Genomic DNA, 17848 nt, shown 5'->3' on the forward strand with positions numbered 1-17848 from the left:
TACGGGCCTCGCGCCTCTGACTTCAATGACAGGTGATTGTTTTTATGACCGCAGCGGACAAGAACCATGTGATCTGGCTGGTTGAACAATCCATGCTGCACGCCGCCCGGCAGCGGGCCAGGCTCTATTCCGGGCAGGGCCGCTTGTGGCAACAACCCTATGCGCATACCCGGCCGCGCGATGCGTCGGCGTTGGCGTCGGTGTGGTTCACGGCGTACCCGGCGTCCATCGTCACCCGGGAGAACGGCACCGTGCTGGAAGCCCTGGGCGATGAAACCTTGTGGCATGCGCTGTCGAGAATCGGCATTCAGGGCATTCACAATGGCCCGCTGAAAATGTCCGGCGGCCTGACGGGCACCGAACGCACGCCGACGATTGACGGCAATTTCGACCGCATCAGTTTCGACATCGACCCGCAACTGGGCACCGAGGCGCAGTTGCAGGCGCTGGTGCGCATGGCCGCCGCGCACAACGCGGTGATCATCGATGACGTGATCCCGTCGCACACCGGCAAAGGCGCAGACTTCCGTTTGGCCGAGATGGCGTATGAGGACTATCCCGGCCTCTACCACATGGTGGAAATCCGCGAAGAAGACTGGCCGCTGCTGCCCGACATCGCTGAGGGCCGCGATGCGCAAAACCTCAGCCCGTTGCAGGTCGATGTGCTCCGCGACAAGCACTACATCGTCGGCCAGTTGCAGCGAGTAATTTTCTTCGAGCCCGGGGTCAAGGAAACTGACTGGAGCGCGACACCGGTTGTGGTGGGCGTCGACGGCAAGCCGCGCCGCTGGGTCTATTTGCATTACTTCAAGGAAGGGCAGCCCTCGCTGAACTGGCTGGACCCAACCTTCGCCGCGCAGCAGATGATCATCGGCGACGCGCTGCACGCCATCGACGTGATGGGCGCCAAGATCCTGCGTCTGGATGCCAACGGTTTTCTCGGCGTCGAACGCAAACTCGACGGCACCGCCTGGTCGGAAAGCCATCCGCTGTCGATCACCGGCAATCAGTTGCTGGCCGGGGCGATCCGCAAGGCGGGCGGCTTCAGTTTTCAGGAGCTCAACCTGACCGTCGACGATATCGCCGCCATGTCCCACGGCGGCGCGGATCTTTCATACGATTTCATCACCCGACCGGCCTACCAGCATGCGCTGCTGATGGGCGATACCGAGTTCCTGCGCCTGATGCTGCGGCAGATGCACACCCTCGGTATCGACCCCGGTTCGTTGATCCACGCGTTGCAAAACCACGACGAACTGACCCTGGAACTGGTGCATTTCTGGACGCTGCACGCCCACGATAACTTCCTCTATCAGGGCCAGACCTTCCCCGGCAACATCCTGCGCGAGCACATTCGCGAGCAGATGTATGAACGCCTGGCCGGGGAACACGCGCCGTACAATCTGAAGTTCGTCACCAACGGTGTGTCCTGCACCACCGCCAGCATCATCACGGCCGCACTGGGGATTCGTGATCTCGACGCGATCACCGCCGAGGACATCCAGCAGATTCGTCAGGTGCATTTGCTGTTGGTGATGTACAACGCGATGCAGCCCGGCGTATTCGCGTTGTCTGGATGGGATCTGGTCGGTGCGCTGCCATTGCCGGCCGAACAGGTCGCGCATTTGATGCACGACGGCGACACCCGGTGGATTCATCGCGGCGCTTATGATCTGGTCAACCTCAACCCCGAAGCAGAACATTCCGCCGGGCAGATGCCGCGACCGAAGACGTTGTATGGCAGCCTGACCAGCCAATTGAAGGATCCGGATTCGTTCGTCTCGCAACTCAAGCGAATCCTCGCCGCACGCCGCGCCTACGACATTGCCGCCAGTCGGCAGATCCTGATTCCGGATGTCGAGCATCCGGGGCTGCTGGTCATGGTCCACGAATTACCAGCCGGCAAAGGCACGCAAATCACTGCGCTGAACTTCGGCTCCACGCCGATCACTGAAACCCTGCACCTGCCCAACATTGCGCCGGGGCCGGTGGTCGACATCATCAATGAGCGGGTGGAAGGGGACCTGACGCCTGAAGGGGAATTCACCATCACGCTGGATGCGTTCGAAGGATTGGCGCTGCGGGTGGTCAGTGCTTCGCCGATGATTTAGGGATTGGCTCGGTCGGTTTTGCGTCCGCTTGACGCTCAACCGGCCGCAGATACCTTGGCTTATTCGCCTCGACACGCTTGAAGGAGAATGACAGGGCTTTTTTAAAGTGCCTGGCAATGGGGGTTTCTATTTTTGTGTGGATGACATGAGACGCACCGATCATCAACGCGATAGTGCCCCAGAGCAGGACGTGCGGGTTTACCGCCGGATAGGCGATGTTGAAGATCATGAAGCCGATCATTTGATGCAGCAGGTATAGCGGGTAAGTCAGCGCACCTAATGCCGTCCAGTTGAAGGCTCCTACGGCTGCTGTCTTGTTGGTTGCCACCAGGAGGAACGTCATGAAAAACAGGATGATCATGCTGCAGACGATCAGCGGATCGAAGTCGGTTGGGTATTTGGTTTCGAGCAATTCGGCCCATACGACGGCGGTGAAGCAGGCCAATGCCAACGCGCCTGCCAGGAGCAGCACGCGTCTTTTGGTGAACCCCTTGGCCCAGATCATGTAGAACGTCGCACCCGCGATGAAATAGGCGGCGTAGTCGGTAATTAATGTCGAGCGCAACTTTTCAAAGGCGAAGACTTCGGCACCGGCAGAGATCAGTAGCCAGCACACAAGAAAGGTTTCTATTCTTTCTATTTTCTTGAAGGCCAGGAGAATGGAGATCATCAGGTAGAACTTTATTTCTACAAACAGCGACCAGTACACGCCGTCTATCGGCTCGACGCCCACAAAGTCGCCCAGCAACGTCATGTTAATAATGTATTGATAAATATCAGCGCTGTAGCGCGGCTGTCCGATGGCCAGCGTGACTAGAAAAGTCAGGGTGCAGCACACCCAGAAAGCAGGGTAGAGGCGAATGGCGCGGGAGATGAAAAACGCTCTTAGATTATTGCCCGACGCGGTCATCAGAATGACGAATCCGCTGATCATGAAAAACAGTTCGACGCCCAAGTAACCGTATTTGGCAGGCTCTGCCAACAGCGGATAGGGCATTTCAGACATGTCGCCTTTTGCATACCCGCGAAAAGCATAGTGAAAAAACACCACGGCGAGCGCTGCCAGGAAGCGCAGCAAATCCAGTTCATTCAGCCGGCGTTTGATCACGTACACACTCCAGATGGATTGGCGCTGATTGACGACTGACGTCCCTGTCGATTGAACGCTGACCCAGTGCGGCCGTGCGCGGGAATGATCGGGCGTGCGGACGGGCTGGAATTCTGTCGACTCGACTGCTCGAACGAAAGTTCAGGGCTAATCGGAGGCACCTGACGGGCTGATCCATGATTGAGAAACGCTACTGGCTGCGTTGCCACACCTTGACGTAATCGACCCTGAAGGTAGAGGGCAAGTCAGCATCGTCGACCACGCCGAACCATTGCCACATGGCCTCACTGTCGAAGACGATCTGCATCGGAAAGAAGAAATTGGTGTTTTTCGATTCCCGGACCAGCACGCCATCGACGTACCAGCGCAGGCTGTCGGGCTGCCAGTCGAAGCCGTAGACATGAAACGTACTCGCCAGGCGCCAGGGGCTGACCCAGTTGCTGCCGTTGGCGATATGCTCGGTGCTTTGCGGGGTGGCCCATACGTGGGCGTTCATGTTGTACAGCCGGTCGAAGGCCGCGTTTTTGGTCTTGCCGCCGATTTCGAAGATGTCGATTTCGGTGGCGTTGTCTTCCATGCCGGTCCAGGCCAGCCAGAAGGCGCTGGAACCTGCCGAGTCCATGGGTTTGGCGCGTGCCTCGTAGTAACCGTAAAAACCGCGGTCGACCGTGCGCACCATGGCGGAGGAATAGTCCTTGAAACCCAGGTCCACGTACTTCTGTGGCAAGGCTTCCTTGCGAAAGACGATGTTCAGGTTGCCGTTGGCCACGAACGCATTGGCCGGCTTGAACAGTGCCGGCTTGCGGCCCAGGGATTCATTCCCCTGGGCATTGTTGACGTGCCAGCGCACGGGGTCGAGAACGTCGCCATTGAAGTCATCGGACAGGTTGCCGTCGAATATCCAGTTGCCAGCATTGGCCTGATCGGACAGGGGCAAGCTGGCGTCGAGGGGTTTTGGCAACGTGCCCAACGGTCCGACCCGGGTCCAGGTATCAGCCTGCCTGGGAACGGCAATCGACCACTTGTTCGCCAGGTATTGATACGCCTCCTGTTGCTGCGCAAGGGAGGCGAACGGGCGGTCGTACACCAGCACTTCCGCGATATCGCCTTTGAAATTATCGGCGTTACCGACTACGTTGCGCCCGACCGCGTAGGGGCCGATGGGCACGTCCTGAAGTTCGAGGACGGAAAAGGTCGGCGCGTAGGCGTCTGCCTGTCGCAGGCTGATGGCGAAGTTCGGCAGCACATTGTCGTTATCGACGCTGTTCGGGCGCGAGCTGAACAGCCGCTGCCACGGGTCTGCCGGAGTCTGTTCGGGCTGCCGGCGGGAGACGATCAGCAGGGTTGCCGGGCCCTTGTCGGCGCGGATGGTTTTGCCCAGCAACGCCGAAGCGCCAGTGAAACGCACCACCGCGTTTCCGTTCAGGGCGTTGGCCACGCGCTGCGGACGCGAGGACGCAATGGCATCGTCGACCGTGGCGTGGTTGGATTTGCCGGACTTGTCGTTCCAGTGCTCGAGGCGGTCCTGAGCATCGATACTCATGCTCGACGCATCGGCCGCGTCCAGCCACAGCACCAGCCCGGCGGCGGGCGGACGGGAGGGCGCTGGCGCGGCGCTGCACGCCAGCGAAACCGACAACAGCAGTACCCACAGACAGTCTCTGAGCATGTGTTTTCCTTGCCGTTGGAACGACGGCTTACTTCACCGCCGTCAATGCCGGGACGTCGAATGAGGATTGATAGCCCTGCGGATTGCACGACTGCCAACGCCAGGAATCCTCCATCATCTGATCCAGATTGCGTTGCGCGCTCCAGCCCAGATCCCGTCCAGCCCGGCTCGGGTCGGCCCAGCATTGGGCGATATCTCCGGGGCGGCGCGGGGCGATGCGGTACGGAATGGCAATGCCGGTCACGTCTTCGAAACTGTGGATGATCTGGAGCACGCTGTAGCCGATGCCGGTGCCGAGGTTCCAGCAGTGAATGCCGCCCATGTCTTGCAATACCTGCAGCGCTTTGAGGTGACCATTGGCCAGGTCGACCACATGGATGTAGTCGCGCACGCACGTGCCGTCCACGGTGGGATAGTCGCTGCCGTACACCGTGAGTTCGGGCATCCGTCCAATCGCGACCTGCGTCAGGCACGGCAACAGGTTGTTGGGTCGGCCCTTGGGATCTTCGCCGAGCATCCCGCTTTCGTGCGCGCCAATCGGGTTGAAGTAGCGTAGCAAGGCGATGTTCCAGCGCGAATCGGAGTGGCACAGGTCGGTCAGCAGCTCTTCGATCATCAGCTTGGTCCGGCCGTAGGGATTGACCGGTTTGCCTGTGCCGAGGTCTTCGGCAATCGGTATTTGCGTGGGGTCGCCATACACCGTGGCCGACGAGCTGAACACCAGGTTGAACACTTCATGGCGCAGCATCGCCTGGCACAGATTGAGCGTCCCGGCGACGTTGTTGGCGTAATAGTCCAGTGGCTTTCGGACGCTTTCTTCCACGGATTTGAGACTCGCAAAATGCACCACGGCGTCGATGTCGTAACGACTGAAAATCTGCTCGAGCAAGATCGGGTCGCCCATGTCGCCATTGATGAAATCGACTCGGGTGTGGGTCAGTAGCTCAAGGCGCGCGATGCACTCTCGGCAGCTGTTGCACAGGTTGTCGAGTATCAGCACACGGTGTCCGGCGTTGATGAGTGCCAGGGCGGTATGCGAGCCGATGTAGCCCGCTCCGCCGGTGATCAGCGTAGTTTTGCGCATGGTGAGGTGTTCCTGTTTTGGGATTGAATTCAGCGGGCGGTGAATACCGATTTGAATTCTTGCGGCCAGCGCGGGTGCATGAGGCTATACGCCACGGCATAGCTCAGCGCGCCGGCCACGATGCTGCAGATCAGGTGCAAGTAACCTTCGAAACCCGATCGAGAAGAAACAAGGAGAACGATCGCGGCCATGACGAGCGAGGCAATCACACTGCGATAGTTGGTGTCGAAAAACAGCCGCCAGCCATAGCCGATGGCGCTGTTCAAGCCACGGATCTGCAACGGCGTGATGATCACCATCCGGGCCAGTAACGCCAGGGCGGCGGCCATGCCGCCATAGAGACTGCCGAAGCCATAGACCAGCGCCAGTGCCAGTACGGTGGTTGCCACTTCGGCCTTGATGGTCAGGTGACTGCGATTGACCGCGACCAGCGCGGTGGTGGCGTACATGGCGACATTGCCAATGGCTGCCGTGCACGCCAGCACCTGCAACAGGGGAATGGCCTCGGTCCATTTGGCGCCGAAGATCAACAGGATCACGTCGTGCGCGGTGAGTGCGATGCCGATGAACAAGGGCGTCAGCAGGAAACCGCTGACGGCGGTCGAATCACCGATGATCGCGCGCAACCGTGATGGATCGGCGCTGCGCCGGGCGAACACCGGCAGCGCGTAGCTCAGCAGGCCGTTGTAAATCGCCGTGCGTGGCAGCTCAATGATGCGCATTGCCATGTTGAACATGCCGACCGCGTTGGCGCCGGCCGTCATGCCCAGCACCACATTGACCCCGCGCTGCAGCGTTTGCGAACTCAGTGCGTTGACGGCTACCGGTGCACCGGCCTTCAACAGTTCGCGCAAGAACGGGCCGTCAATATGAAAGGCAATGCGTCGCGGGTCGGCGCGCATCAATACGATGATGGACACGAACTCCATGATCAGTGCCTGGGCAATGACCGCCCAGGCCCCCAACCCCAAAAGCGCGACAGCGACGCCGCCGACGCCACCACACACTTTGCCCAGCAGTGTGCGCGACGCCAACGTCTTGAAGTCGCCGCTACGGCGCATTTGCGCCACATAGACTCGCGCCATCATGGTGAACAGGATTTTCACCGAGGCCACCGCCGTCATCCATTGCAGCACCGGGTCGGGCGTATACAGAGCTGCCGCCCCCGAGATGATGACGATGGACACCAGGCTGACGAGTACCGCCGCCCAGAAGGCCGTGGAGATGTGGTTGTCCTCCAGCCGTTCGAGTCGCACCAGCGGGTCTTCCAGTACCGATGAATACACCAGGCCGATCAACTCGACGATGGCAATGATCACCGTGCCCACACCCAGCTCGGCGGGCGACAGCAGCCGGGCATACACGACAAAGGTAATCATCGACAGGAAGATCAGGCCGAATTTCTCGGTGAAGATCCAGATCAATGTCATCAGGCGATGATTGGCCATGGCGGATACCGGTTCAATGAGCGGTGGTTGACGCCGTTGCCTTGCGCCATGAGCGGGCGCAGGCATTGAGGTAGCGCAAGGTTGGTTTGCCGCTGGCGAAGATCAGCGTTTGCCAGGAATAGTCCAGCATTCGCCGGTAGACGCCGATCACGTCGGCATACTCGCCTTTGCGGGAAAAGGCATTGAGAAAGTCAGTGTGGTTGCCCAGCACGAAATCGATCCGTTGCTGCTTGGTCAACTGCGCGCCGTAGCGGGCGAGGTACACCTCGATGAACCTGATTTTGTTCGGGTAGTACTTCTTCGGTTGCGCGGTCATGTTGTTGCCATTGACCGTGCGCTCCAGCAGCACCTGCGGCACCGTGTGGATCTCCCAGTGTTCGGCGATCCGGGTCCACATGAAGCGGTCTTCGGAGTAACGCAGGCTGGCATCGAAGCCGCCGTATTGCATGATCACGTCGCGCTTGACCAGCGCGGTGGATACGCCATTGAGGACGTTGGCGTGGATGAAATCGTAGAAATGCCGGCCGTTCTTGCGCAGATTGTCCAGTTGCCGCCTGCCGTCGCTGTAATTGACCTGCGTGTAGCAGTCGATCAGCCCCACCGGCCGGCCTTGACGACTGAGTTCGTCATACAGGGCCAGTTGCAGCTCCAGCTTTTGCGGACGGAACTGGTCATCGGCATCGAGAAACGCGACAAACGTCTCTTCAGAATGCCGCAGACCGTGGTTGCGGGCGCTGGCCTGGCCTTCGTTGGCCTGGTGCAGCAGCGTCAGGCGAAACGGCGCCGCGAAGGCTTTGACCCGTTGTGGCCCGTCATCGGAGGAACCGTCGTCGACGACGATGACGTGGTCGGGCAGTCGGGTTTGCCCGGCCAGGGACGTCAGCGTTTGCTCAATGCTGTCGGCGCCGTTGTACATCGGGATCACGACACACACTGAATGCGGTAAAGACGGGGTTTGGTCTGACACGGGTGATTCTCCTTTTTTACGCGTTGGCTGAATCGCGCGGGAATGCTTGGCCAGATGGACGCTGACGCACGGGTGACGGTGACAACTCGGGACAGGTCGCGTGGTGATGCCGGAAGGACAGGGCCAGGGTGCAGAACACCAGGAACTCGGCGGAGCGGTAGTTGGGAATCACGTACGCCACGTAGTTGGTGACGATGAACAGACCGATGGTCACCAAGGCGCTGGCGCGAAACTGCGCAGACTGGTTCGCCGTCACGGCCCGGTACTGTTTAAGCAGCGCTTCAGCGAGCAGCAGAGCCAGCGCGGCCAGCTGGATGATGCCGCCATTGAGCAGCGTCTCCATGTAGCCGCTGTGGGCGTTGCCGATGTACCCCCAACGCTTGATGAACGCGGCAGCATCGGGGCTCGACCAGAAGGCGCCGAAGCCGTAGCCCTTGAGGTACTGATCGTCGACAAACGGCCCGAGCAGCTCCCAGATCATCGTGCGGTCGGTGAGTGACGGGTCGCGACCGGCCATTTCCAGGACCACCGCAAAGTTGCTGTAGAGAAACAGGCAGCCCAGCAGGTAGACGAGGGTGCAGCCGAGGAACAACAGCTGCGATCGGTTCATGCGCAGACGGATCAGCGTCAGGAAATACCAGTAGCTGATGGTGCCGGCAACGACCAGCACCACACCGGTCGCAGATTGGGCGAGCAGGATCGCAATCAGCGAGAAGAACGAACAGAACAGTGCCCAGCGGTTGCGCTGACGAATCATCGGCAGCAGCAACAGGATCGCGATGGCGTTGATCCGTGCGCCGGCATTCTTCTCCATGAAAATCCCCTTGAACGCGCCTTCGCGAATGCCGCCGGAAACGAACGCGGCACTGGGCATCACCAGCGCCAGGATCAAGCCGATCAACGCCGCCGCGCCAATGGCGCAGCCGAGCATGAAGGTGATTTTTTCGAGGCTGTAGTTGTAGGCAATGAAGCCTGCAAAAAACACCACGCTGATCATCGCGACAAACCGCTTGAGGCTCAGCATCGGGTCGAAGGACCAGCCGATGGAGGCGATCACGCAGAGCATGAACAGCAGCAGAAAGAAGTTGCCCCGGTAAAAGCTTTTACTGAGGAACACCTTGTTGCGGATGAAGAAAAACAACGGCACCAGCAGCGTGATCAAACCGCAGACCTGGTTGGTCACGTTGCCTTCGAGGTCTTTGTCGATGTCGTCGAAACTCGAGGCGCTGCCCAAACCAAGGACAAAGGAAATCACCTGGATGTAAAACAGCACGCCGAACAAGGTGAAACCGTCACGCAGGGTGGAATGGCGGATCTCCAGTCTGTTCATGGCGAGGGGCTCCCGAGCAGGGCGGTGAGGTAGGTTTTCACCGCGCTGGCGTTCATGAACCGGGCCGCCGCATCGAGGCGGGCCTGGCGGTGTACATCGCGTGGAGTGGTGAGTTGCAGGGCAATCGCCTGCGACAGGGCAATCGGGTCGTCGACCGCCACGAGGGGGGCGACGACGCCATTGATCAGGATGTCTTGCGGGCCATGGGGGCACCGGGTCGAGACCACCCGCGTGCCGGTGGACAAAGCTTCGACCAGCGCGTTCGGGCTGCCTTCGAAACGCGACGACAACACGAAGCAATCGGCCGCGGCCACTTCCGCCATCGGGTCATGGGTGTAACCCGGCAGGTCGACCCGATGCTCCACACCCAGTTTGCGTGCCTGCGCCAGCAAACGATCGCGCAGTACGCCTTCGCCAAAAATGATCAGGCGCGCACTGCGATTGGGCAGCGCGGCGAACGCGGTGATCAAGGTGTCGAAACCTTTTTGCGGTGCCAGGCGGCCCACGGCGACAATGACCGGGCTCGACGCTTCCAGCAGCCAGCGGTGGCTGGGCGGGCGTGGCGGTTTGTCGCGAAAGTCGTTGTCGAGCACCGGGTTGTCGGCAATGGTCACGTCCTGTCGGCGCGCAATAGTCGTGTCGATCAGGTCCTGGGCGACGCCTCGCGACACGCAAATCACCGGGTTGGGAATCAGTCGATACAGCAGCGGCGCTACGCGGTAGGCGATCCGTACCATGAGGTCCGGGTTGACGTGCTTGTCGTGAGAAAACGCATTGCGCTCGCTGACGTGCAGTCGGGCCAGCGTCCCCGACAGCGCGGCGGCAACGATGGCCACCACGTTGACGTGAGTCAGCGCTGCCAGTTGTGCGTCGAAACGGTTTTGCCGAAGGAAGCGCGCCAGCGCCGGCACCGCCCTTGAACTGCGCGGGCTGCCCAGTTCAACCTTTTTTACTCGGGGGTCGAGGTTTGCCACGTTGAGGCCGCCGCCGGTGAGCATCAGCAGGGTGACGTCGTTGCCCGCGTCCACCAGCGCACCGGCCAGGCGCGTCATCATTTTTTCCGCCCCGCCTGCGCTGAGGTCGTGGAGGATAATCAGCAGCTTTTTCATTGGTTCCATACCTGGTAATACGCCTGCGCGGCGTCCTGGCTGGTGTACTGGCGGATCGCGTCACTGATCATTTCCCCGTTGATCGCCACCTGACCCTGCAAAAACAGGCTTTGCAGCATGCCTTCGGCCAACGCCGGTACGTCGTTGACGTTGACCAGTTGGCCGAGTCGGCCGTGGTCCAGCAGTTCCCGAGGCCCGGTCTCGCAGTCGCACGCCAGCACCGGCGTACCCAGCGCCAGGGCTTCGATCAGCACGGTCGGCATGCCTTCGTGCAGCGAGCTGAGAATGAACAGTCGAGCCTGTTTGAGCAGGGGATAGGGGTTGCTCAGGAACCCGGTGAAATGCACCCGGTGCGCGATGCCCAGGCGGTTTGCCTGAATGATCAGCGCTTCGCGCAACGGACCGTCACCCGCAATCACCAGGTCCGGCACTGCCTCGCTTTGCAGGGCCATGGCGTAGGCGTCGAGCAGGAGGTTAAAGCCTTTGGGTTCGACCAACCGGCCCAGGCCCAGCCAGTAATTGCGCGGAACTTCGGTGGGCAACGGACCCTTGGCGGCGCGCAGGAGCTGGTCGGTGATGACCGCGTTGGGGCAATAGCGGATGCGCTGCCGTCCCCACGGCATCATCTCGGCCAGGGATTGGCGCAGCGCGGTGGACACCGCCACCACCTTGCCGCTGCCACACAGGTACAGCGCGTAGAGCAGGCGCAGGCTGGTGGGGCCGGTTTTCTGTTCCGAGCAATCGAATGATGCGTGACGGCTATAGATCACCTTGCAGGAGCTGCCGAGGGTGGCGAACCACGTGCACAGGTTGGCCTGCTCCTTGGCGGAAATGAGGTGGGTGATGCCTTCGCGGTGAATCAGCCGGCGTAACTGGACGATCGATTTGAGCATCCCCCAAAGACCGCTGCCATCGCCGTCATTAAGACTTCGCACGCCTTCAGTGTCGGGCGTGTCGCCGTTGATGACGAAGAAGCTCACATGTTGGCCGTCCTTGAGAAACTGCTCGGACAAGCGCTGCTGAACGCGCTCGACACCGCCGCCCGAAGTGAAATCCTTGAGGATGAACAGAATGTGCATGGTCATTCCCCGACACTGATGGTGACTTCGTGCCGAACGACCATCCCCAGCAGTTGCAGGAAATTGCTCGGGTAGTCGACGAGGTAGCGCTTGATGGTGTGCGGCTCGCGGTACATGCGATAGAACGCGCGCAGGTGCAGGCGGTTGATCACCGCCGGGTAGTAGTGACGCGTGGCCATGGCCTCCTGGCGAATGAACCCGCCACAGGTAAAGGCAACACCGCGAAACCCGGAGCGCTGCGCGTCCTGCTCGAACTTTTCTTGCAGTCCGGCACCGAGGCCGACGATCAGGATGTTCGCTCCGCTGCGGCAGATCTCGGCCTGAATGCCCTCGGCCTGCGCTGCATCGAAATAGCCGTTGTGATAGCCGGCGATGATCAGTTGCGGATAGCGCGCCTTGATCTTGCTGATGAACAACTCGAGTTCGTCCTGCCGGGCACCGACGAAATACACCCGTTTGCCCTGTTGCTCGGCGCTACCCAGCACCGGATGAGCGATGGAAGTGAAGTCGAAACTGACCCGGCCGACGTTGCGCCCAGTGACCCGCGACATGAACGCCGACATCAGCATGCCGTCGCAAAAGTAGGCAACGGTGCCCGGGGTGTGTTTGATCAGGCTGCCGATGGACGCAAAATTAATGAAGGAATACGCCTGGCTGGCATCCAGCAACGTCGGTGAGTATTGCCTGACGATTTTCAGCGTGATCATGGCCTGACCCCCTCAGATTGCGGCGTGGGTCTGGCGACCCACGGACACGTAGGTGAAGCCACGCTTGCTCAAGCGCTGCGGATCGAACAGGTTGCGTCCGTCGAAAATCAGCGGTTGCTTGAGCTGTTGGCTGATCAGGTCGAAGTCCGGCGCGCGGAACGCTTGCCACTCGGTGACGATGATCAAGGCGTCGGCATTTTTCAGCGCCGCTTCCTTGGTGCCCGCCAGGGTCAGGTCGTCGCGCGAGCCGTAAATGCGCTGGGTTTCCTCCATGGCTTTCGGGCCGTAGGCCTGGACGCTCGCGCCGGCGTGCCACAAGGCTTCCATCAGGACCCGGCTGGGGGCTTCGCGCATGTCGTCGGTGTTGGGTTTGAAGCTCAAGCCCCACAGGGCGAAAGTCTTGCCGCGCAGGGCGCCGTCGAAGTGATCGGAAATCTTGCTGTAGAGGGTGGTTTTCTGCTCGTTGTTGCGCGACTCCACGGCCTTGAGCACCCGCGCATCGATGTCGACACGGGTGGCGGCGTGAATCAGCGCCTTCACGTCCTTGGGGAAACACGAGCCGCCGTAGCCGAGGCCGGGGTAGATAAATTGATAACCAATGCGCGGATCGGACCCGATTCCGTGGCGGACCATTTCGATGTCTGCGCCGAGCTTTTCGGCGATGTTGGCCATTTCGTTCATGAAGCTGATCTTGGTCGCCAACATGCAGTTGGCCGCGTACTTGGTCAGCTCGGCGCTGCGAATGTCCATGACAATGATTTTTTCGCGGTTGCGATTGAACGGTTCGTACAGTTCACGCATGACCTCTTCGGCGTGCGGGCTGTCGGTGCCGATGACGATCCGGTCCGGGCGCATGCAGTCCTCTACCGCACAACCTTCCTTGAGAAACTCCGGATTGGAGACCACATCGAAGGTCAGGTGGCTGCGACCGTTGTCGGCCAGCACCTGCTCGATGCGTGCACGTACCAGGTCGCCAGTGCCGACGGGGACGGTGGATTTATCGACGATGATCTGGTGACGATCCATGTGCTGCGCGATGGTTTGCGCCACGCTCAACACGTACTGAAGGTCTGCCGAACCGTCTTCGTCAGGCGGCGTGCCGACGGCGATCAACAACACATCGCCATGCTGCACGGCGCTGGCCAGGTCGGTGCCGAACTGCAGGCGGCCGCTCTGGTAATTGTCGCGCACCAGGGCTTCCAAACCGGGCTCGTAGATCGGCAAGGTGCCGTCCTTGAGGGCATCGACCTTGGTGGCGTCGACATCCACGCACATCACGCTATGGCCGACTTCTGCCAGCGCGGCGCCCTGGACCAGGCCCACATAACCTATACCGAATACGCTCACATTCATGATCAAACCTCGGGGAGTCGAAGCAGGGCGTCAGTAGATGTTTTTCGAGAACAACGTGAAGGGCGTCTTGATCAGAATCTTGATGTCCAGCCACAGTGACCATTGGTTGATGTAGTTGAGGTCCTGGGCCACGCGCAGCTGCATCTTTTCCACGGTCTCGGTCTCGCCGCGATGCCCGGTGACCTGGGCCAGCCCGGTAATCCCAGGCTTTAGGCGATGACGGGCCATGTAGGCGCGGACTTTGCCGGTGTAGTAAATGTTGTGGGTGACGGCATGCGGGCGGGGGCCGACGAGGGCCATCTGGCCGAACAGCACGTTGAACAGCTGCGGCAATTCGTCGATGGAACTGCGGCGCAGGAAGCGTCCGACCGGCGTGACGCGATCGTCTTCGCGGGTGGCCTGGCGCACCTCGCGGTCGTCATGGACGCGCATTGAGCGAAACTTCCAGACCTTGATCACTTCGCCGTTGCAGCCGTGGCGGTTTTGCTTGAACAGCACCGGCCCTGGCGAGCTCAACTTGACGGCGGCCGCGACCACCAACAGCAACGGGCTGATCACAATCAGGGCCGTGGCCGCCAGGCTGCGTTCGAACAGGTCCTTGCAAAACAGGCTGGCGGGGTGCGAGCTGATCAGGCTTTCGTTGAGGTAGATCGCCGGCATCCGTTCGATTTCCGAGATCGAATGATTGAGCAGCACCATGCTGCTGAAATCCGGGATCCAGACCACGTCGACGTTCATGTCCAGCAGGTCGATGTACAGCGCTTCAATGGTCGCGGCATGCGCCATCGTCAGGACGATATAGACGCGCCGCACGGCCAGGCGAGTGATGATCTCGCGAATGGCGTCGACCCGGCCCAGCAGCGGCAGAATGCTCGGCGCCGGGCCACTGTCGTCGGCGGCGGCGATGAACCCCAGGACCAGCGCGCGGTTCGGCCGGGAGAGTTTTTTCGCCAGCTCATGGGCGGTCGGACAGGTGCCGATGATCACTGACCGGCGTTCCTTGCAGACCATGCGCGCGTGCAACCGGGCGAAGTAATGCAGGGGCAGGAAACTCAGCGCCTGAACCAGAAACCCCAACACCGCCCAAACCATGATGACTTGTCGCGAGTACGTCGCACTGGTTTGGGTGATGAAGGCGATGGCCGCCAGCACGGCCAGCAGGATCAGCCAGCCGGCCAGCAATCGACCGAGCCCGACCAGCAAGCCATGACGCTTGTGGTAGACCTGCATCAGGCTGTAGATCGGCACCGAGCCGAGCACGGTCAGAATGATCAGAATCCGGTAATCGCTGGTCAGGTTGCCGACGCGCCACAGTACCAGCAGCATCAGCAGCCCGATGGTCAGCGTCATTGCGCAGACCCACTGTCCCCAGAACGTCAGGCCTCGGCGGTGAGTCAGGTGAGCGGTATAGAGCGGTGTCATGGGCTTGACCTCAAGGCAGAAGTAAATGCACCAGCACAAAACGGGCGGACACGGCGTGGCTCCCGCAGGCTTTTCCGTTGCTCGGCAGAGGTGAAGCAGCTGTTTTTGTATTGGCAGAGGTGACGCGTTGGCTAGGTCGCCCCGGTGTTAACGGGGCGCGAAGTCGTAGTTATAAAACGTGCGGGAGTGGTTGTAGCCATACTTGCGCGCCTTGCGCAGGTCGACCTGGTTGAGCACGGTACCGAACACCGGTACGTGGCTTTGTTGCAGCATCGCGATGCCCCTTTGCACCTGGCTGATCGGCGTGCTGTCGGCCTTGACCACGTAGATCACGGCGTCCGAATGCTGGGCCAGCAGCAAGGCATCGCTGATCATCTCCGCCGGCGGCGAGTCGATGATGATGTGGCGGTAACGCGACTTCAGTGCTTCGAGCATCCGCGCCATGCGTGGCGAACTGAGCAAGTCCTGGGGCGGAGGCTGGCGTGCCGGGTTGAGCGCGTCGGCGGGAGATGGCAGGCGCGGCGCGGTGAACAGGTCCACCGAGGGCTGCAACATTTTCCCGGCCGGCAGCAAATCCAGGTTGCCCACCGAGACGATGCAGTCTTCGAGCCGAGCCGTGCCCGCAATCACATTCGCCAGCCCGGGGGCGTCCGGCGGGAAGTCGAAGTTCAGCGAAAGGGTCGGCTGGCGCATGTCGGCATCGATCAGCAGCACGCGCTCAAGGGAGGTGAGCGAGCTGGCGAGGTTGTTGGCGATGGTGCTTTTACCCTCACCGGCCACAGTCGAGGTCACCAGCACCACCTGCGACGGCATCTCGCTGCTTTGCAACATCAACCAGGTGCGCAGGTTGCGAATGGTCTCGGAAAAGCGCGGGTTGTCGTTGTCCTCAAACAACCGCGCCAGTTGCCGGCGGCTTTTCTTCATCACCAACGGAACGACGCTGAGCAATGGAATATTGAGCGTGCTCTCGATGGTCTCGTCGGTCTTGAAGGTGTTGCTCAGGCTGTCAAACAGCAGGGCCAGCGCAACGCCAATCAGGGCTGCCAGCAACCCGACAATGCCCACGATCAACGTTTTGCGTGGCTTGCTGGCTTCCATCGGAACAATTGCCGGGTCGACGATGCGCACCTTGGTCGAGTCCATGTCGGCGGTGGCGGCGGTCTCCTTCAAGCGAGTGACGAAGGTTTCGTACAGCGCACGGGTGCTGTCGACTTCACGCTGGAACTCGCGCAACTGAAACTCTTTGCGCGCGATGTCCTGGATCTGCGCCTTGTTGCTGTTGAACGATTGGCGGATTGAGGCTTCGCTGGCCGAGGCGAGCTGGTATTGCCGCTCGATCCCGGCGACCACTTGCTGCACCTGCAATTGCAGGGCCGTGGTGGCGGCGCGCAATTCGGACTGTGCGGAAATCAGGCTCGGGTGTTTCGGCCCATAGCGCCCCGACAGCTCATCGACCTTGGCTTGCGCTTTGGCCCGGTCAGCCTGGAATTGCTGGACCAGCGGATTGGACAACACAGCGGGTACGCTGGAGAGCCGACTCAGGTCGCCAGTGCTCAAAGCCTTGGCCTGACGGTATTCGCTCTCGGCTTCAGCGCGGGTACGGCGGGCGTCGACCATGCGGCTGCCGGTAGCCTCCAGTTCGTTGGCGCTGATGGTGGAGACACCGCCGACATCGACCAGCCCTTGCTCTTCGCGGTAGCCCTGAAGTTTTTTCTCGGCCACGCGCAGGTTGTTGCGCAAATCGACCAGTCGGGTGTTCATCCAGGCCGTGGTGGACTGCGAAGATTTTTCGCTGGTGTCGATCTGGCTGTCGGTAAAGCCCTGGGCCAGTGCGTTGGCCGCTGCGGCGGCGAGATCAGGGTCCGGTAGCTCGACTTCGATGTTCAGCAGTTGGCTTTTGCCGACAAACTTGACGGTGGTGTGCAGCATCAGGTTTTGCGTGACCTGATTGAACACGTCTTCCTCGGTTGGCGCGTCCTTCACCGGCAACAGCATGCCCATTCCGGGTATCCACTGATTAAGGTTGAGGTCCGCCAGCCATTTGCGCGGCGTGAACCACGGCGCCGGCTGCTGGCGCGGGTCGGTGATCGGGTTGGTGGTGAGACCGAGTTTTTTCACCGCGCGTTCGGCCAGGTCCCGGGATTCCAGGAGGGCCTGCTGGGTCTGCAAGTAGTCAGTAGCGTTGCTGCCTGAATCCTTCACTTGCTGGAAGGACATCAGCGGCGGCGTCTTGTCGTTGAACAGCAACGTGGTGCTGCCGATGTATTGCGGGGTGATCAGCGAGACGGCTACCACCGCCAGGGCAACGCTGAGCACAACCAGCCAGCCGATTTTCCATTTCGCGCGCCAGATCACCCTCCACAGTTTGAGCAGATCAATGGTGTCCCTGTCTTCGCTGTGCTGTTGATACACGTGCGTTTGCAGAGGACGTTCGACGAAGTTGCTAGGGCTGTTGTCCATG

13 protein-coding genes are annotated in these 17848 nt (G+C 60.7%); 1 reads left to right on the forward strand and 12 read right to left on the reverse strand.

What is annotated here, in order from left to right:
- Positions 1 to 44 precede the first annotated feature (44 nt).
- Complete coding sequence (treS, locus tag SB725_RS24925; protein ID WP_410922718.1) at positions 45 to 2111, forward strand: maltose alpha-D-glucosyltransferase; 2067 nt, start codon at positions 45 to 47, stop codon at positions 2109 to 2111.
- Here the strand turns inward: treS and SB725_RS24930 are convergent.
- From SB725_RS24930 to SB725_RS24985, 12 genes are all read right to left on the reverse strand, one after another.
- Entirely contained in the window at positions 2089 to 3219 is a 1131-nt protein-coding gene (locus SB725_RS24930; RefSeq protein ID WP_410922719.1) for an acyltransferase family protein, read from the reverse strand. The genes treS and SB725_RS24930 overlap by 23 nt on opposite strands.
- Positions 3220 to 3409: 190 nt before the next feature.
- Entirely contained in the window at positions 3410 to 4888 is a 1479-nt protein-coding gene (locus SB725_RS24935) for a family 16 glycosylhydrolase (protein WP_410922720.1), read from the reverse strand.
- 28 nt (positions 4889 to 4916) lie between these two features.
- A complete protein-coding gene (gene galE / locus SB725_RS24940; protein WP_027924675.1) occupies positions 4917 to 5972 on the reverse strand; it encodes a UDP-glucose 4-epimerase GalE in 1056 nt (351 codons plus the stop codon).
- Between the two features lie 29 nt (positions 5973 to 6001).
- Positions 6002 to 7420 (reverse strand): oligosaccharide flippase family protein, encoded by a 1419-nt coding sequence (locus SB725_RS24945; RefSeq protein WP_027924674.1) that lies wholly within the window; start codon positions 7418 to 7420, stop codon positions 6002 to 6004.
- Between the two features lie 13 nt (positions 7421 to 7433).
- Positions 7434 to 8387 (reverse strand): glycosyltransferase family 2 protein, encoded by a 954-nt coding sequence (locus tag SB725_RS24950; RefSeq protein ID WP_027924673.1) that lies wholly within the window; start codon positions 8385 to 8387, stop codon positions 7434 to 7436.
- A 16-nt stretch (positions 8388 to 8403) separates the two neighbouring features.
- A complete protein-coding gene (locus SB725_RS24955; protein ID WP_410922721.1) occupies positions 8404 to 9717 on the reverse strand; it encodes an O-antigen ligase family protein in 1314 nt (437 codons plus the stop codon).
- Positions 9714 to 10826, reverse strand: a complete 1113-nt coding sequence (locus tag SB725_RS24960; RefSeq protein WP_027924671.1) for a glycosyltransferase — start codon at positions 10824 to 10826, stop codon at positions 9714 to 9716. Before SB725_RS24960 ends, SB725_RS24955 begins: the two co-directional genes overlap by 4 nt.
- Entirely contained in the window at positions 10823 to 11905 is a 1083-nt protein-coding gene (locus tag SB725_RS24965) for a glycosyltransferase (RefSeq protein WP_027924670.1), read from the reverse strand. The genes SB725_RS24960 and SB725_RS24965 overlap by 4 nt, the downstream gene beginning before the upstream one ends.
- A gap of 2 nt (positions 11906 to 11907) precedes the next feature.
- The gene (locus tag SB725_RS24970) at positions 11908 to 12612 is read right to left on the reverse strand and encodes a WecB/TagA/CpsF family glycosyltransferase (RefSeq protein ID WP_194940272.1); all 705 of its coding nucleotides are present in this window, start codon (positions 12610 to 12612) and stop codon (positions 11908 to 11910) included.
- A gap of 12 nt (positions 12613 to 12624) precedes the next feature.
- Complete coding sequence (locus SB725_RS24975; protein WP_410922722.1) at positions 12625 to 13965, reverse strand: UDP-glucose dehydrogenase family protein; 1341 nt, start codon at positions 13963 to 13965, stop codon at positions 12625 to 12627.
- A gap of 30 nt (positions 13966 to 13995) precedes the next feature.
- On the reverse strand, positions 13996 to 15387 hold the full coding sequence (locus SB725_RS24980) for an undecaprenyl-phosphate glucose phosphotransferase (protein WP_032833585.1): 1392 nt from the start codon (positions 15385 to 15387) through the stop codon (positions 13996 to 13998).
- A 147-nt stretch (positions 15388 to 15534) separates the two neighbouring features.
- The gene (locus SB725_RS24985; protein WP_027924666.1) at positions 15535 to 17847 is read right to left on the reverse strand and encodes a GumC family protein; all 2313 of its coding nucleotides are present in this window, start codon (positions 17845 to 17847) and stop codon (positions 15535 to 15537) included.
- Position 17848: the final 1 nt, after the last annotated feature.

The sequence above is a fragment of the Pseudomonas sp. SIMBA_041 genome (genome assembly GCF_046535095.1).
Classification (GTDB): Bacteria; Pseudomonadota; Gammaproteobacteria; order Pseudomonadales; family Pseudomonadaceae; genus Aquipseudomonas; species Aquipseudomonas mucoides.

Coding starts and splice junctions, on each gene's coding strand:
- treS (WP_410922718.1), top strand. CDS start 45: ATGACCGCAGCGGACAAGAACCATGTGATCTGGCTGGTTGAACAATCC.
- SB725_RS24935 (WP_410922720.1), bottom strand. CDS start 4,888: ATGCTCAGAGACTGTCTGTGGGTACTGCTGTTGTCGGTTTCGCTGGCG.
- galE (WP_027924675.1), bottom strand. CDS start 5,972: ATGCGCAAAACTACGCTGATCACCGGCGGAGCGGGCTACATCGGCTCG.
- SB725_RS24945 (WP_027924674.1), bottom strand. CDS start 7,420: ATGGCCAATCATCGCCTGATGACATTGATCTGGATCTTCACCGAGAAA.
- SB725_RS24955 (WP_410922721.1), bottom strand. CDS start 9,717: ATGAACAGACTGGAGATCCGCCATTCCACCCTGCGTGACGGTTTCACC.
- SB725_RS24960 (WP_027924671.1), bottom strand. CDS start 10,826: ATGAAAAAGCTGCTGATTATCCTCCACGACCTCAGCGCAGGCGGGGCG.
- SB725_RS24965 (WP_027924670.1), bottom strand. CDS start 11,905: ATGCACATTCTGTTCATCCTCAAGGATTTCACTTCGGGCGGCGGTGTC.
- SB725_RS24970 (WP_194940272.1), bottom strand. CDS start 12,612: ATGATCACGCTGAAAATCGTCAGGCAATACTCACCGACGTTGCTGGAT.
- SB725_RS24975 (WP_410922722.1), bottom strand. CDS start 13,965: ATGAATGTGAGCGTATTCGGTATAGGTTATGTGGGCCTGGTCCAGGGC.
- SB725_RS24980 (WP_032833585.1), bottom strand. CDS start 15,387: ATGACACCGCTCTATACCGCTCACCTGACTCACCGCCGAGGCCTGACG.
- SB725_RS24985 (WP_027924666.1), bottom strand. CDS start 17,847: ATGGACAACAGCCCTAGCAACTTCGTCGAACGTCCTCTGCAAACGCAC.